This is a genomic window from Halovulum sp. GXIMD14794 (genome assembly GCF_054457455.1).
In genome coordinates, this window is sequence record NZ_JBTLNF010000004.1 from 560719 (window position 1) to 578348 (window position 17630).

General features: G+C 64.6%; 21 protein-coding genes. 1 reads left to right on the forward strand and 20 read right to left on the reverse strand.

Annotated features, from left to right (window positions below):
• The 14 genes from ACW9UR_RS09365 to rplO all read right to left on the reverse strand — a co-directional run bounded on the left by ACW9UR_RS09365 (position 1) and on the right by rplO (position 12919).
• Positions 1-1212 carry an amino acid ABC transporter permease gene (locus tag ACW9UR_RS09365; RefSeq protein WP_458916695.1) on the reverse strand — a complete coding sequence of 404 codons (1212 nt, stop codon included), beginning with the start codon at positions 1210-1212 and terminating at the stop codon, positions 1-3.
• 138 nt (positions 1213-1350) lie between these two features.
• Positions 1351-2367, reverse strand: coding sequence for an amino acid ABC transporter substrate-binding protein (locus ACW9UR_RS09370; protein ID WP_458916696.1), 1017 nt, complete (start codon positions 2365-2367; stop codon positions 1351-1353).
• A 271-nt stretch (positions 2368-2638) separates the two neighbouring features.
• Entirely contained in the window at positions 2639-3358 is a 720-nt protein-coding gene (locus tag ACW9UR_RS09375) for an ATP12 family chaperone protein (RefSeq protein WP_458916697.1), read from the reverse strand.
• On the reverse strand, positions 3355-4401 hold the full coding sequence (locus tag ACW9UR_RS09380) for an RluA family pseudouridine synthase (protein ID WP_458916698.1): 1047 nt from the start codon (positions 4399-4401) through the stop codon (positions 3355-3357). Before ACW9UR_RS09380 ends, ACW9UR_RS09375 begins: the two co-directional genes overlap by 4 nt.
• Positions 4398-4766, reverse strand: coding sequence for a fluoride efflux transporter CrcB (gene crcB, locus ACW9UR_RS09385; RefSeq protein WP_458916699.1), 369 nt, complete (start codon positions 4764-4766; stop codon positions 4398-4400). Before crcB ends, ACW9UR_RS09380 begins: the two co-directional genes overlap by 4 nt.
• A 72-nt stretch (positions 4767-4838) precedes the next feature.
• Complete coding sequence (locus ACW9UR_RS09390) at positions 4839-6161, reverse strand: replication-associated recombination protein A (RefSeq protein ID WP_458916700.1); 1323 nt, start codon at positions 6159-6161, stop codon at positions 4839-4841.
• A 38-nt stretch (positions 6162-6199) separates the two neighbouring features.
• The gene (locus ACW9UR_RS09395; protein WP_458916701.1) at positions 6200-7576 is read right to left on the reverse strand and encodes a trypsin-like peptidase domain-containing protein; all 1377 of its coding nucleotides are present in this window, start codon (positions 7574-7576) and stop codon (positions 6200-6202) included.
• A 118-nt stretch (positions 7577-7694) separates the two neighbouring features.
• Positions 7695-8117, reverse strand: coding sequence for a 50S ribosomal protein L17 (gene rplQ, locus ACW9UR_RS09400; RefSeq protein ID WP_458916702.1), 423 nt, complete (start codon positions 8115-8117; stop codon positions 7695-7697).
• 112 nt (positions 8118-8229) lie between these two features.
• Positions 8230-9246: a DNA-directed RNA polymerase subunit alpha gene (locus ACW9UR_RS09405; protein WP_458916703.1), complete on the reverse strand. Its 1017-nt coding sequence runs from the start codon at positions 9244-9246 to the stop codon at positions 8230-8232.
• A gap of 124 nt (positions 9247-9370) precedes the next feature.
• A complete protein-coding gene (gene rpsK / locus ACW9UR_RS09410) occupies positions 9371-9763 on the reverse strand; it encodes a 30S ribosomal protein S11 (RefSeq protein WP_458916704.1) in 393 nt (130 codons plus the stop codon).
• A gap of 12 nt (positions 9764-9775) precedes the next feature.
• Entirely contained in the window at positions 9776-10144 is a 369-nt protein-coding gene (rpsM, locus tag ACW9UR_RS09415) for a 30S ribosomal protein S13 (protein ID WP_458916705.1), read from the reverse strand.
• Between the two features lie 192 nt (positions 10145-10336).
• Positions 10337-10993, reverse strand: a complete 657-nt coding sequence (locus ACW9UR_RS09420; RefSeq protein WP_458916706.1) for an adenylate kinase — start codon at positions 10991-10993, stop codon at positions 10337-10339.
• On the reverse strand, positions 10990-12339 hold the full coding sequence (secY, locus tag ACW9UR_RS09425) for a preprotein translocase subunit SecY (RefSeq protein ID WP_458916707.1): 1350 nt from the start codon (positions 12337-12339) through the stop codon (positions 10990-10992). The genes ACW9UR_RS09420 and secY overlap by 4 nt, the downstream gene beginning before the upstream one ends.
• A 100-nt stretch (positions 12340-12439) precedes the next feature.
• A complete protein-coding gene (gene rplO / locus ACW9UR_RS09430) occupies positions 12440-12919 on the reverse strand; it encodes a 50S ribosomal protein L15 (protein ID WP_458916708.1) in 480 nt (159 codons plus the stop codon).
• A gap of 312 nt (positions 12920-13231) precedes the next feature.
• Between rplO and glsA the strand changes: the two genes are divergently transcribed.
• Positions 13232-15085, forward strand: coding sequence for a glutaminase A (gene glsA, locus ACW9UR_RS09435; protein ID WP_458916709.1), 1854 nt, complete (start codon positions 13232-13234; stop codon positions 15083-15085).
• A 138-nt stretch (positions 15086-15223) separates the two neighbouring features.
• Here the strand turns inward: glsA and rpmD are convergent, their stop codons facing one another.
• From rpmD to rpsN, 6 genes are read right to left on the reverse strand one after another with little or no spacing between them, the layout of a single operon-like run.
• Positions 15224-15409: a 50S ribosomal protein L30 gene (gene rpmD / locus ACW9UR_RS09440; RefSeq protein ID WP_458916710.1), complete on the reverse strand. Its 186-nt coding sequence runs from the start codon at positions 15407-15409 to the stop codon at positions 15224-15226.
• Between the two features lie 2 nt (positions 15410-15411).
• On the reverse strand, positions 15412-15981 hold the full coding sequence (gene rpsE, locus ACW9UR_RS09445; protein WP_458916711.1) for a 30S ribosomal protein S5: 570 nt from the start codon (positions 15979-15981) through the stop codon (positions 15412-15414).
• 11 nt (positions 15982-15992) lie between these two features.
• The gene (gene rplR, locus ACW9UR_RS09450; RefSeq protein ID WP_458916712.1) at positions 15993-16352 is read right to left on the reverse strand and encodes a 50S ribosomal protein L18; all 360 of its coding nucleotides are present in this window, start codon (positions 16350-16352) and stop codon (positions 15993-15995) included.
• A 12-nt stretch (positions 16353-16364) separates the two neighbouring features.
• A complete protein-coding gene (gene rplF, locus ACW9UR_RS09455) occupies positions 16365-16898 on the reverse strand; it encodes a 50S ribosomal protein L6 (protein WP_458916713.1) in 534 nt (177 codons plus the stop codon).
• Between the two features lie 10 nt (positions 16899-16908).
• Positions 16909-17307, reverse strand: coding sequence for a 30S ribosomal protein S8 (gene rpsH / locus ACW9UR_RS09460; protein WP_458916714.1), 399 nt, complete (start codon positions 17305-17307; stop codon positions 16909-16911).
• 12 nt (positions 17308-17319) lie between these two features.
• The gene (gene rpsN, locus ACW9UR_RS09465) at positions 17320-17625 is read right to left on the reverse strand and encodes a 30S ribosomal protein S14 (RefSeq protein ID WP_458916715.1); all 306 of its coding nucleotides are present in this window, start codon (positions 17623-17625) and stop codon (positions 17320-17322) included.
• Positions 17626-17630 lie beyond the last annotated feature (5 nt).

Sequence of the window (17630 nt, forward strand, 5' to 3'; positions counted from 1 at the left end):
TCACCGCTCCTTCAGCTTGATGGCCGAGTTGTAGGCGTTCATCACCGCCGAAATCCCGAGGCTGACCACCAGGTAGAATATGCCGACCAGCAGCATCCCCTCGAGCTCGCGCCCGGTCTGGTTGATCGTCACCCCGCCCAGCGTACTGCGGACGTCCATGTAGCCCACGGCGATGGCCAGCGAGGAGTTCTTGGTCAGGTTCAGGTACTGAGAGATGAGCGGCGGAATGATGACCCGCATCGCCTGCGGCAGGATCACCAGGCTCATCGTCCGGCGCGGCCTCAGCCCGAGGGCGAATGCTGCCTCGGACTGGCCTTTCGAGATGGCGAGAATGCCGCCACGCACGATCTCGGCAATGAAGGCGCCGGTGTAGAGCGACAGCGCCAGCCAGAGCGCGATCAGCGAGTTGCGCAGATGCAGGCCGCCACCAAAGTTGAAACCTTTGAGTTCCGGGTAGCTGAGCGTCACCGGGCTGCCGAGCAGGAAGTAGAAGAGGATCACCGGCAGGAAGAACAGCGCCGCCGAGATGGCGAACACGGGCATGATCTCACCGGTCGCTTCCTGGCGCTTGTGGGCGTAGCGGCGGAAGGCCCAGATCGCGACCAGCGAGGCCGCGAACACCGCGACGAGGATGCCCGAGCCCGAGCCCCAGACCGGCATCGGCAGGTAGATGCCCCGGTTGGTGACCGCGATGCTTTCGAACCACATCGACGCGTCGCCGCCCTCGCGGAAGTCACGGGGCTGCGGCATGCTTTCGGACATGATCGCGAAGATCGCGATGATCCACAGCAGCAGCGGAACATTGCGGAAACCCTCGACGTAGACCGTCATCAGGCGTGCGACCAGCCAGTTGTTCGACAGGCGCAGAACGCCGGCGATCACGCCGAGGACCGTCGCCAGGATACAGCCGAGGAAGGCCACGAGCAGCGTGTTGAGGATGCCGACCAGTGCCGCGCGGGTGTGCGTGGAGTCGGAGGTGTACTCGATCAGGCGTTGATTGATGTCGTAACCGGCGCGCTGGCTCAGAAACCCGAAATCGAAATCCTTGCCCTGCGCGGCCAGGTTCTGAACAACGTTGGAGAGCAGCCAGGACAGTCCGAGAACTATCAGTATCGCGGCGATGACCTGGATCGTCAGAGAGCGGTAGCGGGCGTCGTAGAGCAACATGCTCGGATGAAACGACTGCCCCGCCTCGGCGGACATGGTGGACATCTTCGGCCCCTTTTCCCTGTTGGCACGTCGCCCCCTGTGTCGGGCGGCCCGGTTTATCCGGCCCTGCCCTGGGTGCGATCTGAACGCATGATACACCAAGGGCGCCGAATTCAAACGGCGCCCTTGATCGTCAGTATGTTACCGGAACGGCGGCGAGTACATCAGGCCACCCTGGGTCCACTGCGCGTTCAGGCCGCGCGACAGACCGATCGGGGTGCCTTCACCAATGTTCGAGGCGAAGATCTCGCCATAGTTGCCGGCGACGGCGATGGCGCGCTTGGCGAACTCGTTGTCGAGGCCCAGCATCTCGCCCAGATTGCCTTCGTTGCCCAGCAGACGGTTGATCTCGGGGTTGTCGGTGCCTTCGGCCATCTTCTCGAGGTTGGCCGAGGTGACGCCGTACTCTTCCGCGGCGATCAGCGCGTTCAGCGTCCAGCGGACGATGTCGGCCCACTGGTCGTCACCGTGGCGAACGAGCGGACCCAGCGGCTCTTTCGAGATGATCTCGGGCAGGATCATGTGCGCGTCCGCATCCTCGAACGTGGCGCGGGTCGCGGCCAGGCCCGAGGCATCGGTGGTGTACACGTCACAGGCACCGGCCTGGTACTGCTGGATGGCCTCGGCGTTGGTCTCGATCGGGACCGGCTCGTAGGACATGTTGTTCACGCGGAAATAGTCCGCGAGGTTCAGCTCGGTCGTGGTGCCGGTCTGGATGCACACGGTGGCGCCGTCCAGTTCGGTCGCCGAGCTGACGCCCATGTCCTTGCGGATCATGAAGCCCTGGCCGTCGTAGTAGTTCACGCCGACGAAGGTCTGCTTCAGGTCGACGTCGCGGGTGAACGTCCAGGTCGTGTTGCGCGACAGCAGGTCGATCTCGCCCGAGCCCAGCGCGGTGAAGCGGGTCTGGGTGGTCAGCGGAACGAACTCGACCTTGCTCGAGTCGCTCAGCACGGCCGCGGCCACGGCACGGCAGACGGCTACGTCGAAGCCCTGCCATTCACCGTTCGCGTCCGGCGCCGAGAACCCGGCCAGGCCGGTCGAGATGCCACATTTCAGGACATCGTTCGCTTTCACGTCGTCCAGCGTCGCGGCACCTGCCACACCTGCGGCCAGGCCAGCAGCGGCGAACGTGCCGAGAAAGACTGATTTCTTCATATTTACCTCTTCCTGATGATCCGACCCTGTCCCCGCATGAAACGCAAGCGAGCCGGCACCTCCCGGTTGTTGAAGGGGTCCTTTGCGGACCAGTGCGCACAGAATGTCGGCTTGAGAGCAAAGGTCAAGTACGCTCTGCCTTACAAAAATGCGGAAGATATGGGGGAATAGTCTGAAAATTGCCTGCGATGTGAACGCGTTCCCCGGGGGGTGTGCAAAATCAAGGCAGTAATGCGGCAAGGTTCACGCAACGTCACCTTTGCCGGGAGACTCAGGCGGGCGCCCCGCGCAGGAGGTCGAGCAGCCGCCCAGCGGAGGTGACCGCAGCGCGTCGCTCTTCAGCCATCGCGTGCGCCTCGTCGTCCCGGCCCCAGAGTTCTTCCTGCCAAAGCTCGTCGATGCGACTGAGATCCCACGCCTCCGAAGCGCTGAGCACGTTGCGGCTGACCGCAAGTCCCAGCACCAGCGAGCCGGTGAGCGTCACCAGGTCGTGCAGCGCCGTCATCTCGAAATCGTCGTGGCGGGCAACCTCTCCGGCAAGGTTCGCGAGGCTTTCGGAGGGCTGCGGCTGGTGCATGACGCCAGCGATGCGGGTCAGCGGGGCCGAAAGCTCGCGATCAGCCCAGTCGAGCCACGGGTCCCAGGCGTCGGACTGGCGCTGCACCAGCCCCTCGGGCGCGTCGGCGCGATAACACAGCAGGTCGGTCCCGCCATAGGCCGCCAGCATCTCGGCCACGGCGTCGCGGTTCACGGCGACCTTGTCAATGGCGGCGTTGGCCGCACGGGTCAGCGGCATGTCCTGCGGGCGGATCTGTTCGGTCTGAGCGTCCCATTCCTCCGCCACAGCCTCGGCCAGCGGGCGCGAGGGCAGGATCAGCGGCGCCTTGGCCGGGGTCCGCACCGGGCGGTCGTCCAGCGTGACCTCGAGCCCCGCCCCGCCCTCGCGGATAGCGACGGTTTTCCAGAAACGGCGCTTCAGGGACGGGGTCATTCCAGCTCCTCGAACGGATCGTCGGCGACCTCGGAGACATCCCAACCGAAGGTGTCCCAGGTCTTGGCCATATGCGGCGGCAACGGTGCGGTCAGCGAAAGCCGACCGCCGGTCACCGGGTGCGTCAGGTTCAGGTGGCGCGCATGGAGGTGCATCTTGCGGCTGATGTCGCCGCCAAGCTGCGCACCCCAGCCATCGCCCAGGTTCTCTTGCGCGTTGGTGCCGTACTTGCCGTCGCCGATGATCGGGTGGCCGATCTCGGCCATGTGGGCGCGCAGCTGGTGCGTGCGCCCGGTGATCGGCGCCAGCGCGACCCACGCGCAGCGGCGTGCGGCCGCCGATATCACAAGATAGTCGGTCGTCGCCCGCTTCGCGCCGGGCGTGTCGTCGATCCGGTTCGGATGGACGCAAACCATCTTTTCGCCCGCGCCGTGCGGTCCGTGACCCGGGGCCTTGACCAAGCCGTAGCGAATCGTGCCCATCGGCGGCTTCGGCCCGCCTGCCACGGCCGCCCAGTAGATCTTGCGGGTATCCCGGGCCTGGAAGGCACGGGTCAGTGCGGCGGCCATGCGGCCCGTGCGTGCCAGCAGCAGCACGCCCGAGGTGTCCTTGTCCAGCCGGTGTACCAGCCGGGGCTTTTCATCCATCCCGAAGCGCAGCGCTTCGGCCAGCCCGTCGACATGGCGGGTCTGGTTCGAGCCCCCCTGCACCGGCAGGCCCGGCGGTTTGTTCAGCGCGATGATATGGTCGTCGCGATAGATCACCGCCTCGCGGATCATTCGGGCGTCGGCCTCGCTGATCGGCTTCGCGGTCTTCCCGGCCTCGGGGGGCGGCCCCTCGGGCAACGGCGGCAGGCGCAGCGTCTGCCCCTCCTCCAGCCGGGTCGAGGCCTTCACCCTGCCACCGTCGACGCGGATCTCGCCCTTGCGGCACATCTTCTCGATCCGGCCTTGCGGCACGTGCGGGTACTGCTTGCGCAGCCAGCGGTCGAGGCGCTGGCCCTCGGCCTCAGCATCCAATGTCAGTGTCTGCACACCGCTCATGCGAAGATCCCCCGTGCAAGGACGATACCGACAAGGCAGCCGCCGATGGCACCGGCAAGTGTCAGGACGACATAGGCGAGCCCCAAGCCGTATTCGCCGCGCTCGAACAGATAGACGGTTTCAAGCGAGAAGGCGGAATAGGTCGTGAACCCGCCCAGCAGGCCGGTCATCAGAAAAGGGGTGAAGCCTTCGCGCGGGGTCAGAGTCATTGCAAGCAGCCCCATGACGAACGATCCCAAGACATTGGCCGTCAGCGTACCCCAGGGAAAGTCGATGCCGAACCGGCGCACCGACACCTCGACAAGCAGATAGCGCAGCGAGGCGCCCGCGGCGCCGCCAATGGCGACTTGCAAGAGTGGCGGCATGGCCCTGGTTTCCTTTTCCGATCGCGCCCGACAAAAGGCAGCAGCCCCGCATTGTCAAGCTGGGCAGGCGATTCAGCCGTTCCGGTCTGCCCTGAGCCGGTCGAAATACTCCACCCGCTTCTTCAGGTCACGCTCGAAACCGCGGTCCACGGGGTCGTAGAAACGGGCGCGCTCCATTTCCTCGGGGAAATAGTCCTGCCCTGAGAACGCCTCCTCCGCGTCGTGGTCATACTGGTAGCCGCTACCGTAGCCCTGATCCTTCATCAGCGACGTCGGCGCGTTCAGGATATGCTTGGGCGGCATCAGCGAGCCGGTCTGCTTCGCCGACGCCCGTGCCGCCTTGTAGGCGACATAGGCCGCGTTCGACTTCGGCGCGAGCGCGAGGTAGGCGACCGCGTTGGCCAAGGCCAGCTCTCCCTCGGGGCTGCCGAGCCGCTCGTAGGTTTGCCAGGCCGAAAGGCAATGAGCCTGCGCCTGCGGATCGGCCAGGCCGATATCCTCGACCGCCATGCGGGTCAGCCGGCGCGCGAGGTACCGTGGGTCCTCGCCGCCGTCGAGCATCCGGGCGAACCAGTAGAGCGCCGCGTCCGGGTCAGAGCCGCGGATCGACTTGTGCAGCGCCGAGATCAGGTTGTAATGCGCATCGCCCGACTTGTCGTATTTCGGGGCGGATCGGTTCAGCCGCTGCGCCAGCGCCTTGGGATCGAACGGCCCGCCGTCCCAGGCGAAGACCTGCTCGGCGAGGTTCAGCAGTGCGCGTCCGTCGCCATCGGCCATGTCGACCAGCCGGTCGCGGGCCTCGGCGGTCAGCGGAAGTTGGCGACCAAGCGTGGTTTCCGTGCGCGAGAGCATCGCGTCGAGGTGCTTCGGCTCCAGCCGGTTCAGGACCAGCACCTGGCTGCGGGATAGGAGCGCGGCGTTCAGCTCGAACGAGGGGTTCTCCGTTGTGGCGCCGACCAGCACGATCACCCCGGCCTCCATATGTGGCAGGAAACCGTCCTGCTGCGCCTTGTTGAAGCGGTGGATCTCGTCGACGAACAGCAGCGTGCCACGCCCGTTGGCGTGGCGAAGCTTGGCGGCCTCGAACACCTTCCGCAGGTCCTGCACACCGGTGAAGATCGCGCTGATCTGCTCGAACGCCAGGTCGGTCGCCTGCGCCAGAAGCCGCGCGATGGTGGTCTTGCCAACGCCGGGCGGCCCCCAGAAGATCAGCGACGGCAAATTCCCTGCGTCGATCATCGCCCGCAGACTGCCCTCGGGGCCTAGAAGATGGTCCTGGCCGATGACCTCACCGATGGTCGCCGGGCGCATCCGGTCGGCCAGCGGCCTTGGGCCGTCGGGTTTCGCGGAGGCGGGTGGCGCAGGCTGCGCCGGAGTGTCGAAGAGATCGGCCATGCGGGGAATTTAAGGTGCCCCGCCCCGGATAAAAAGCCTTACCGGAAGCGGAGCGCGTGGCGGCGCCCGTCGCGGGACAGGCGCAGGTCAACGCCCCGGTCAAGGGTGCGTGCCACGGCCTCCAGATCGGCGGTCGTCTCGATCCGGCGGCCGTTAACCTGCTCGATCACGTCGCCCGACCGCAGGCCAAGGAGACGCCCCGCCTGCCCCGGCTCGCGCACCACTACGCCCGAGGTGTTGAGCGGCAGATCCATCTCGGCGATCACGCCGGGGTTCACCGTCTCGGCCAGCATGCCCGAGAAAAGGTTGCCGGTGCCGCCCAGCCGCAAGGGATCGCGGGGCGGGTCCTCGGGCGCTGCGGCGACGTCGACGCGCGCCTCGGCGCGGGAGCCGCCGCGCAGATAGACGATACGCGCGGTTTCCCCTAAGGGACGAGTCTGGATGCGGTATTCCAGCTCTCCGGGCGTGGCGACCGGCAGGCCGTCGATTTCCAGCACCACATCCCCAGGGGTCAGCCCAGTGGCAGCGAAGGCGCTGGCGGGGTGCACCTCGGACAGCAGCACGCCTTGCGGGCGGTCGAGGCCCAGAGCCTGCGCCAGTTCTCCGTCGACGGACTGCCCGGTGATGCCCGCCCACGGCCAGGGCTGGGCGCCTTCGCCCGCGCGGTCGACATAGGCCCGCACGAGGTTCGAAGGGATCGCGAAGCCGATGCCGTTCGACCCGCCGGAGCGCGTCAGGATCGAGGTGTTCAGCCCCAGCAGACGCCCGGCCATGTCCACCAGCGCGCCGCCGGAGTTCCCCGGATTGATCGCCGCGTCGGTCTGGATGAAGTAGGCCTCGGTCCCGTCACCGGGCCGGGCCGAGCGGGCCAGCCCCGAGACGATGCCGCTGGTGACGGTCTGGCCGACGCCAAACGGGTTGCCGATGGCCAGAACCAGGTCGCCCACCTCGGCCCGGTCGCTGTCGGCAAGCTCGAGTGCAGGCAATGGCGCGTCGGCCTCGACCTTCAGCACCGCGATGTCGCGCGCCTCGTCGGTCAGCAGGACCTCGGCGGCGTACTCCCGGCGGTCGGACAGCACCACGCGGATCTCGGTAGCGCGGCCGACGACATGGTGGTTCGACACGACGATGCCAGACGGATCGACGATCACGCCCGAGCCCAGCGAGTTCTGCAACCGCGGCGCGGTGCGCGGCTGGAAGAACCGCTCGAAAAACGGATCCCCCGCAAACGGGCTGAGCCGCTGCTGCACGACGCGTGTGGCATAGATGTTCACCACCGCCGGGATCGCCTGCTTGGCGACGGGCGAGAAACTGAGCGAGATCTCGGCGCGGCTTTGCGGCACGTCCTGCGCGGGCAAAGCGCTGGCGGCGAGGGTGAGGACAAGGGCGAGCAGAGGGAAGGGGCGCAATATCATGGGCGGGATTTGAGCACGAAGGCCGCACCGGTCAAGATGCCCGCCGCCTCGCCCTCACAAAAGCAAAAGGCCGCCGCGAATGAACGCGGCGGCCTGCGGTCCCCGAAGGGAGGAATGATTATTCGACTTCGGCGGCTTCTTCAGCTGCGACGCGGGCGCGGTCAGCGGCGCCTTTGGCCTCGGGGTCGCGGTCGACCAGTTCGATGATCGCCATCGGGGCCATGTCGCCGTAGCGGAAGCCGGCCTTCAGGACGCGGACGTAGCCGCCCTGGCGCTCCTGGTAGCGGGGGCCGAGGATGTCGAACAGTTTCTTGACGGCCTCGTCCTGCTTCAGCTGGCTGTGGGCCAGACGGCGGGCGTGCAGGTCGCCACGCTTGCCCAGCGTGATCAGCTTGTCGGCGATGCGCTTCAGCTCTTTCGCCTTGGGCAGGGTGGTCTTGATCTGCTCGTGCACCAGCAGGCTGGAAGCCATGTTCGCGAACATCGCCTTGCGGTGTTCGTGGGTGCGGTTGAGCTTGCGGTAACCGTTACCGTGACGCATGTGATCTATCCTTCTTTATGCTTTGTCCGGCGGCCCTGCGTACGGGTCCACTCTCCTTGGGGCGGGATTGCCCGGGGTTGGGGGGCGGGCCTGAGGCCCGCGCCCCGAATGCTCAGAACTGATCTTCGAACTTCTTGGCCAGGTCCTCGATGTTCTCGGGCGGCCAGTCGACGATATCCATGCCGAGGTGCAGACCCATGCCGGTCAGCACTTCCTTGATCTCGTTCAGCGACTTGCGGCCGAAGTTCGGGGTGCGGAGCATCTCGGCTTCGGTCTTCTGGATCAGGTCGCCGATGTAGACGATGTTGTCGTTCTTCAGGCAGTTCGCCGAACGGACCGACAGTTCCAGTTCGTCCACCTTCTTCAGCAGAAGCGGGTTGAACTCGAGATCGTCGTCCTCTTCCTGACGGCCGGCGGCTTCCGGTTCGTCGAAGTTGACGAACACGCCCAGCTGGTCCTGCAGGATGCGGGCGGCATAGGCCACCGCGTCCTCGGGGCTGACCGAGCCATCGGTTTCGATGTTCAGCGTCAGCTTGTCATAGTCCAGCACCTGGCCCTCGCGGGTGGGCTCGACCTTGTAGCTGACCTTCTTGACCGGCGAGAACAGCGCATCGACCGAGATCAAGCCGATCGGCGCATCCTCGGGGCGGTTCTTGTCGGCGGCGACATAGCCTTTGCCCTGCTCTACGGTCAGCTCCATGTAGAGGCTGGCACCTTCGTCCAGGTGGCAGATCACGTGATCCTTGTTCAGGATCTCGATGCCGGCGCTTTCGGTGATGTCACCGGCGGTGACGACACCCGCGCCCTGCTTGTTGATCGAGACGCGCTTCGGCCCCTCGACGTCCATCTTCAGGCTGACGCCCTTGAGGTTCAGGACGATGTCAGTCACGTCCTCGCGGACGCCGTCTACGCTGGAGAATTCGTGCAGCACGTTGTCGATCTGCACGCTGGTGATCGCGGCGCCCTGCAGCGACGACAGCAGCACGCGGCGCAGCGCGTTGCCCAGGGTCAGGCCGAAGCCCCGCTCCAGCGGTTCGGCAACGGCGGTCGCCGTGCGCATCGCATCGGCACCAGGCTTGATGTCCAGGCCGGTGGGCCGGATCAGTTCTTGCCAGTTCTTGTGGATCATGCGTGGGCCTCCATTCTCGCGCTCCGCTCCGATCCCGTGCAGCGGTCGCCCTCGAGGGTCTTTTCAAACAGGAACGGCCAGCGACGGCGCAAAGCCCCCGCTGACCCCCAGTAGTCCGAACGGATCAGACGCGCCGGCGCTTCGGCGGGCGGCAGCCGTTGTGCGCGATCGGGGTCACGTCCCGGATCGCGGTAATGGTGAACCCGACAGCCGACAGAGCGCGCAGTGCGCTCTCGCGACCCGAGCCGGGGCCCTGAACTTCGACTTCCAGGGTGCGCATGCCATGCTCCTGCGCCTTGCGGCCGGCGTCTTCGGCGGCCATCTGGGCGGCATAGGGGGTCGACTTGCGCGAACCCTTGAAGCCCATGGTGCCAGCGGACGACCAGGAAATGGCGTTGCCCTGCACATCGGCGATCAGGATCTTGGTGTTGTTGAAGCTTGCGTTGACGTGGGCAACACCGGCCGAGATGTTCTTCTTGACCTTCTTCTTGCCGCGCAGCTTGGTATCACGTGCCATCAGCCTGCCCCCTTATTTCTTCTTGCCGGCGATCGGCTTGGCCGGGCCCTTGCGGGTCCGCGCGTTGGTGTGGGTCCGCTGACCACGCACCGGCAGGTTGCGGCGATGACGCAGACCGCGGTAGCAGCCCAGGTCCATCAGACGCTTGATGTTCATCGAGCGCTCACGGCGCAGGTCGCCTTCGACGACGAGGTTCGCGTCGATGTGCTCACGAACCTGCAGGACTTCGGCGTCGCTGAGTTCGTTCACGCGACGGCTGGTGTCGATACCGACGGCTTCGCAGATCTCGCGAGCGGCCGAATCACCGATGCCGTGAATGTAGGTGAGTGCGACATGCACCCGTTTGTTGGTGGGGATGTTCACCCCGGCGATACGGGCCAAATGCTTTCTCCGTCTCGTTGCGGTTCCGTAGTACCAGAACCTTTTTTCACAACAGCAGCCCACCCGCGGATGCCGGTGGGCCGTTGATTTCTCACAAAAGGGTCATGCGACTCGCTCTGGTGGAGAAGCTGGCAAAATATGCATCGGCAAGTCGGTGTCAACCCCCGATGTCATCAGCAGCTTTCCCGGGCCTCAGCCCTTGCCGTTTAGCGCGCCCTTGACCCGGTCCGACACTTCGTCGATGGCGCCCAGACCGTCGATGGAGACCAGCTTCCGGCCGGCGTAGTAATAGCCGATCAACGGGGAGGTCTCTTTGTAATAGGCCAGCAGCCGGGTGCGCATGGTCTCGGCGTTGTCATCGGCGCGGCGCTTGAACTCGGTACCGCCGCACTTGTCGCATTTGCCGTCAACCGCCGTCGGCTTGGTCTTGTCGTGATAGACCTCGCCACAGTTGCCGCAGGTGAACCGGCCCGACACACGCCCGACCAGCTCCTCGTCATTGGCGACCTGCATTTCGACAACGGCATCGAGGGTCTTGCCCTTCTTCGCCAGCAGGTCGGCCAGCGCATCCGCCTGACCCAGGGTGCGAGGGAAGCCATCGAAGATGATGCCCTTCTCGCCAACGCCCTGGTCGAGTTGTTCCTCGATAAGGCCGATGACTATCTCGTCGGTCACCAGACTGCCGCGGTCCATGATCTCGGCAACCTTGTTGCCGAGGTCCGTCCCCGAGGAGCGTGCCGCCCGCAGCATGTCACCTGTGGACAGCTGCACCATGCCGCGTTCCTCGACCAGCCGATGCGCCTGAGTTCCTTTCCCCGCGCCCGGCGGGCCAAGCAGAATGATGTTCATCTACGCGCCTTCGTCTTTTTCCGTCCCTTGCTCCGCAGCCGCGACTTCTCGATCAGCCCTTCGTACTGGTGCGCGAGCATGTGGCTCTGCACCTGGGTGATCGTATCCATGGTCACCGACACCACGATCAGCAGCGAGGTGCCGCCGAAGTAGAACGGGATGGCAAACTGCGAGATCAGAAGCTCGGGCAGCAGCGCCACGGCGGCCAGGTAGGCCGAGCCGACGACCAGAATACGGCTTACGACGTAGTCGAGGTAGTCCACCGTACGCGGTCCGGGCCGGATGCCCGGAATGAAGCCGCCCTGCTTTTTCAGGTTGTCGGCCACATCCTCGGATTTGAACGAGACGTTGGCGGTGTAGAAATAGGCGAAGAAGACGATCAGCGCCACGAACAGCAGGTAGTAGAGCGGCTGGCCACGGCCCAGGTACGCCTGGACATAGCTCAGCGGCCCGGTGCCCGGCGTCGAGAAGGTTGCGACCGTCGTCGGCAGCAGCAGCAGCGACGAGGCGAAGATCATCGGGATCACGCCAGCCGGGTTCAGCTTGATCGGCAGGTTCGAGGTCTCGCCGCCGTACATCTTCTGCCCGACCTGACGGCGCGGGTACTGGATGTGGATCTTGCGCAGCGCCCGCTCGACGAAGACGATGAACATGATCACCGCGATCGCCATCACGATCACGCTGATGATCACCGCCGGGCTCAGCTGGCCGGAACGACCGCTTGCGAAGAACTGCGCCAAGGCGGCGGGAAGTTCCGCGATGATACCGACGAAGATGATCAGCGAGACGCCGTTGCCGATGCCGCGCTGGGTGATCTGTTCGCCCAGCCACAGCAGGAACATCGTTCCGCCCACCAGGGTGATCACGCACGAGGCGCGGAAGAACCAACCCGGATCTAGGACTAGCTGCTGGCTCTCGAGCCCGACGGCGATGCCGTAGGCCTGGAAAGTCGCCAGCAGGACGGTGCCGTAACGGGTGTACTGGTTGAGTTTCTTGCGGCCCTGTTCACCCTCTTTCTTCAGCGCTTCGAGCTGCGGGACCATCGCAGCCATGAGCTGCACAATGATCGAGGCCGAAATGTAGGGCATGATGCCCAGCGCGAAGATCGCCATGCGGCTGACGGCGCCGCCGGTGAACATGTTGAGGATCCCGCCGATCCCACCCTGCGCCTGCTCGAAGAAGCGCTGGAGCTCGAGGGTGTCGATGCCGGGAACCGGAATGAAGGTGCCGACGCGATAGACGATCAGAAGGCCGAGCGCGAAAAGGATTCTCTGCTGGAGTTCCTTGGCCTTTCCGAAGGCCCCCCAGTTGAGGTTGGCGGCCATCTGCTCCGCGGCTGATGCCATGAGGCGTCTCTCCCAAAACTGCGCCGCGGAACGCTAGGGCGTTCAGCGGCGCGAACTGTCTCGAAACGATGTAAGGTGTGGGCGCGAGGCCCACAACCTCTTATTCCGCCGCAGCTTCGGCGGGGGCGCTCACCGTGACCGAACCGCCGGCCTTTTCGACCGCTTCGATGGCAGCCTTGGAGGCGCCAGTGACGGTCAGGTCCAGCTTGGCGGTCAGCTCGCCTTTGGCCAGCAGACGCACGCCGTCACGCTTGCGGCGCACCAGGCCGCATTCGACCAGCTTGTCCTCGTCGACCTTCGAGCCGGCTTCCAGCTTGCCAGCATCGACGAATTTCTGCAGCACACCGAGGTTGATGACGGCGTGGCGCTTGGCGTTGATGTTGTTGAAGCCGCGCTTCGGCAGGCGCTGGTAGAGGGGCATCTGGCCGCCCTCGTACGCGTTGATCGCAACGCCCGAACGCGATTTCTGACCCTTGATACCGCGACCGGCGGTCTTGCCCTTGCCCGAACCGGGGCCGCGGGCGATGCGCTTCTTCGAGCGCGCTGCGCCCGGATTGTCGCGAAGTTCGTTCAATTTCATGTCGCTTGCTCCTCTGGCCGGACGCGCCAAACCAGCGACGGTGTAAGGCGGCCACGGCAATGATGGGTTGCCCCTTTCCGGGACCGGGTGGACTTACCGATTCCAAGCCCGCAATGCAAGAGGCACCGGGGTGCGGGCTTACCTGCCGGTGTTCGGGTCGAGAACTCACTGCATGTCGCACATTAAATCGGCATCGCGGCGCCGAAATATGCAATCCCGCGACACGACGATCCAATGCTCCACTGGATCGTTGTGGCAAACAGCAAATTGCCGCCACTGTTTTCCCAGTGTTTGCAAAGGTAGCGGCGGAAGATGGACATGACACCCGATCCTCGGCCTTCCGGTCCGGTCGAAAGCTATCTCGGATGCCTGCACCGGGACATAGCCACACTGTCGGACGGTGAGGTCGCGGACTACATCCCCGAGCTCGCCAAGTCAGACCCCGAGGATTTCGCGATCGCGATCGCATCGGTCGATGGCGCGCTCTACACGGCGGGATGCGCAGACAAAGCGTTTACGATCCAGTCAGTCTCAAAGCCCTTCATGTTCGCATATGCCATCGAATCCTGCGGTATCGACGCCGTGATGCAGAAAGTCGGCGTGGAACCGACTGGGGATTCGTTCAATTCTATCGTCCTGGACGAGGTGAACAATCGTCCGTTCAACCCGATGGTAAATGCTGGCGCCATCGCAATGTCCGAACAGATCCGGGGGGACACATTGGAGGCACGTGAAGCCGAACAGATCGGGTTCTTCAGCCGTATCGCCGGACGGGATCTCGGGATGGACCATACGGTTTACCTTTCGGAACGCGAGACCGGGCACCGGAACCGTGCCATCGCCCACATGATGCTCAACAATGGGATGATCAGGAGCAAGCCCGACGATGTCCTCGACATCTATTTTCGGCAGTGTTCGACCCTCGTCACCGCCGAGGATCTGGCGATCATGGGCGCGACGCTCGCGGCCCACGGTCGAAATCCGCAAACCGGAAAGCGGGTCCTCTCGCCCACTACCGTTCGTGACGTTCTGTCGGTCATGGCGACATGCGGCATGTACAACTACGCCGGACAGTGGATGTTCGATGTCGGTCTGCCGGCGAAGAGCGGCGTCTCGGGCGGCATACTTGCCGTGCTGCCCGGCCAGTTCGGCATTGCCGTCTATTCGCCGAGGCTGGATGACGTGGGCAATTCGGTTCAGGGGATCGAAGTCTGCAAGCGGCTCTCCCGGGACTTCGGGCTGCATGCCTATGTCGACCGGACGGACACCAGGAACGTCGTTCGCCGAAGCTACAGCGGCGCGCGAGTTCGCTCTAACCGGGTTCGAACCTCGCGCGATCTCGATACCCTCGCGGAAGCCGGCGGAAGCATCGCGGTGGTCGAGGCCCAGGGGCCGCTATATTTCGGATCCGCGGAGCGGCTGATCCGGGAGGTCACCGCTTTGCCCGCCGATCCGACGGAGATCATCATCGATCTGCGCCGAGTCACTTATGCCGATACGGCAGCCGTCACATTGCTTCGCCACGCCGTGCAGAACATGGCCACCGGACGAGGTGCGCGCTTGAATTTCACCGAGGCTCAGAACAACGCGAACCTGGAAGGCTTTCGGGCTGCCTTCTCTCAAGAGGAAGCAAGCGGTCAGTGCCGCTTCCACGCGAGTATCGATGAGGCGCTGGAAGAAGCAGAGGACGACATACTCGAGTTCGCCGGTAGATCACGCGCGGACGAGCGGCTTTCACTCGGAGAGCTCGAGCTTTTCCAGGGCATGCCGGAGGATGATCTCGCGGTGCTCGAAACGGCGATTTCGACGTTCTCCTTCGCCCGTGGCGAGACAATCCTGACCACCGGGGACGAGGCAAAACTGACTTTCGTAGTCGCGCGCGGCTCGGTCAGCATCCTTATTCGGGACGAGGCTGGACAGAAGCGACGTACAGCCTCAATCGGCCCGGGGCAGAGCTTCGGTGAAATGGCCCTGCTCGACGGTGGAAGGCGGTCCGCAGATGTCCGAGCGGACACCGAGGTCCTGGCCTATGGCATCTCTGTCGCGGAACTCAAAAGGCTCGCGAAGGATCGCCCCCTCATGCTGCCGACTATTCTTGGGAACATCATCCGCTCGGTTTCGACGCGGCTTCGAAACGCCAACGACCAGATTAGGGCCATGCAATAGCGAGCCGGCCTCGGGCAGACCTTCGCGCACCGCGGAGCCTTCACCAACGTCGCATTTCTTTCGACATGCTCAAACGAAAACGCCCCGCAATGAGCGGGGCGATTCCTATCCTGTCCTGCACCTAGGCGGCTAAGGAATTCAGGCTTTCTCTTCGATGATCTCGACCAGGTGCGGGATCTTGGCGACCATGCCGCGGATCGCGGGCGTGTCTTCCAGTTCCCGGGTCTTGTGCATCTTGTTCAGGCCCAGACCGATCAGCGTCTCACGCTGGATCTTCGGGCGGCGGATGGGCGAACCCACCTGCTTCACGACGATCGTAGCCATGCTCAAGCCTCCTCAGCGACCGCTTCTGCCGGCGCGTCGTCGCGCTTGGGCAGAATGTCGGCGACCTTCTTGCCACGACGCGAAGCCACCTGGCGGGGGCTCGATTCCTGGCGCAGGCCGTCGAGCGTGGCGCGGATCATGTTGTAGGGGTTCTGAGACCCGGTCGACTTAGCGACCACGTCCTGGATCCCCAGCATTTCGAACACGGCGCGCATCGGACCACCGGCGATGATGCCGGTACCGGCGGGGGCAGTACGCATGACCACCTTGCCGGCGCCATGACGGCCCTGCATGTCGTGGTGCAGGGTCCGGCCCTCACGCAGCGGAACGCGGATCAGGCCGCGCTTGGCCGCTTCGGTCGCCTTGCGGATCGCCTCGGGGACCTCTTTGGCCTTGCCCTTGCCGAAGCCCACGCGGCCCTTCTGGTCGCCGACCACCACGAGAGCCGCAAACCCGAAGCGCTTGCCGCCCTTCACGGTTTTCGACACGCGGTTGATCGCAACCAGCCGGTCCTGGAACTCGGGGTTCTCGTCGCGGTCGCGACGGTCGCGGCGGTTATCGTCTCTTGCCATCTCGTCGTCCCTTAGAATTTCAAACCACCTTCGCGGGCAGCATCCGCGAGGGCCTTGACCTTGCCGTGGAACAGGAAGCCGCCACGATCGAAGAAGACTTCCTCGACCCCGGCCTTCTTGGCCCGCTCCGCGATGGCGGCACCGATCTTGGCGGCCGCCTCGACGTTGTTCTTGCCCACGAGGCCCAGATCCTTCTCGAGGGTCGATGCCGACGCCAGGGTCCGACCCTGCACGTCGTCGATGACCTGAACCGAGATGTTCTTGGACGAACGGTGGACGCTGAGCCGCGGCCGGCCATTGGCCAGCTTGCGCAGCTTGCTCCGGACGCGCATGCGGCGCTTGCGGAACAGTTCCAGTTTGCTGTTTGCCATTGCCTTGCGCCCTTACTTCTTCTTGCCTTCCTTGCGGAAGATGAACTCGTCCTTGTAGCGGATACCCTTGCCCTTGTAGGGCTCGGGCGCGCGCCAAGCACGGATGTTCGCCGCAACCTGACCGACGACCTGCTGGTCGATACCCTCGACGACCACTTCGGTCGGCTTGGGGGCCTGTATGGTCACGCCTTCCGGGATGTCGAAGTCGACGTCATGGCTGTAGCCGAGGCTCAGCTTCAGAACCTTGCCCTGAACCTGCGCACGGTAACCGACACCGGTGATCTCCAGCTCTTTCTTGAAGCCTTCGGTCACACCCTGGACGCAGTTCGCGACCTGGGTACGGCTCATGCCCCACTGCTGGCGAGCACGCTTGGAGGTGCCGCGCGGAGTGACGGTGACGGCATTGTCCTCGACGGCCAGCGTCACGTCGTCGGTCGCGGTGAAATTGCGGACGCCTTTCGGGCCCTTCACCTCGATCGACTGACCCGACACAGACGCGGTGACGCCGCTGGGCAGAGAAACGGGTTTTTTGCCGATACGGGACATCGAACCCTCCTCAGAATACCGTGCAGAGCACTTCGCCACCAACGTTGGTGGCGCGCGCCTGCGCGTCGGACATGACCCCGCGGGGGGTCGAGACGATGGCGACACCCAGACCCTGACGGACCTGCGGCAGCTCCTTGACGCCCGAGTAGACGCGACGGCCCGGAGTGGACACGCGCTTCAGCTCGCGGATCACCGGCTCGCCTTCGTAGTACTTCAGGCTGATTTCCAGCTCGGGATGACCGGCCGCGCTTTCAACCTTCTCGTAGCCACGGATGTAGCCTTCGGACTGGAGCACATCCAGAACCCACGCGCGGACCTTCGAGGCCGGCGTGCGAACGGTAGACTTGTGCCGCATCTGAGCGTTGCGGATACGGGTGAGCATATCGCCCAGAGGATCATTCACAGACATATCGGATCCCCCTTACCAGCTGGACTTGACCATGCCGGGGATTTCCCCACGGCTCGCCAGATCGCGCAGGGCGATACGGCTCATCTTGAGCTTCCGGTAGTAGGCACGGGGACGACCCGAAACCTCGCACCGGTTGTTCAAACGGGTCGGCGAAGAGTTGCGGGGAAGTTCGGCCAGCTTCAGGCGCGCCTTGAAGCGCTCTTCCATCGGCAGGTCCTCGTTCTTCGCAATCTCTTTCAGCGCCGCGCGCTTGGCAGCGTATTTCGCCACCAGCTTCTCGCGCTTTTTCTGGCGCTCGATCATGCTGACTTTCGCCATAAGCT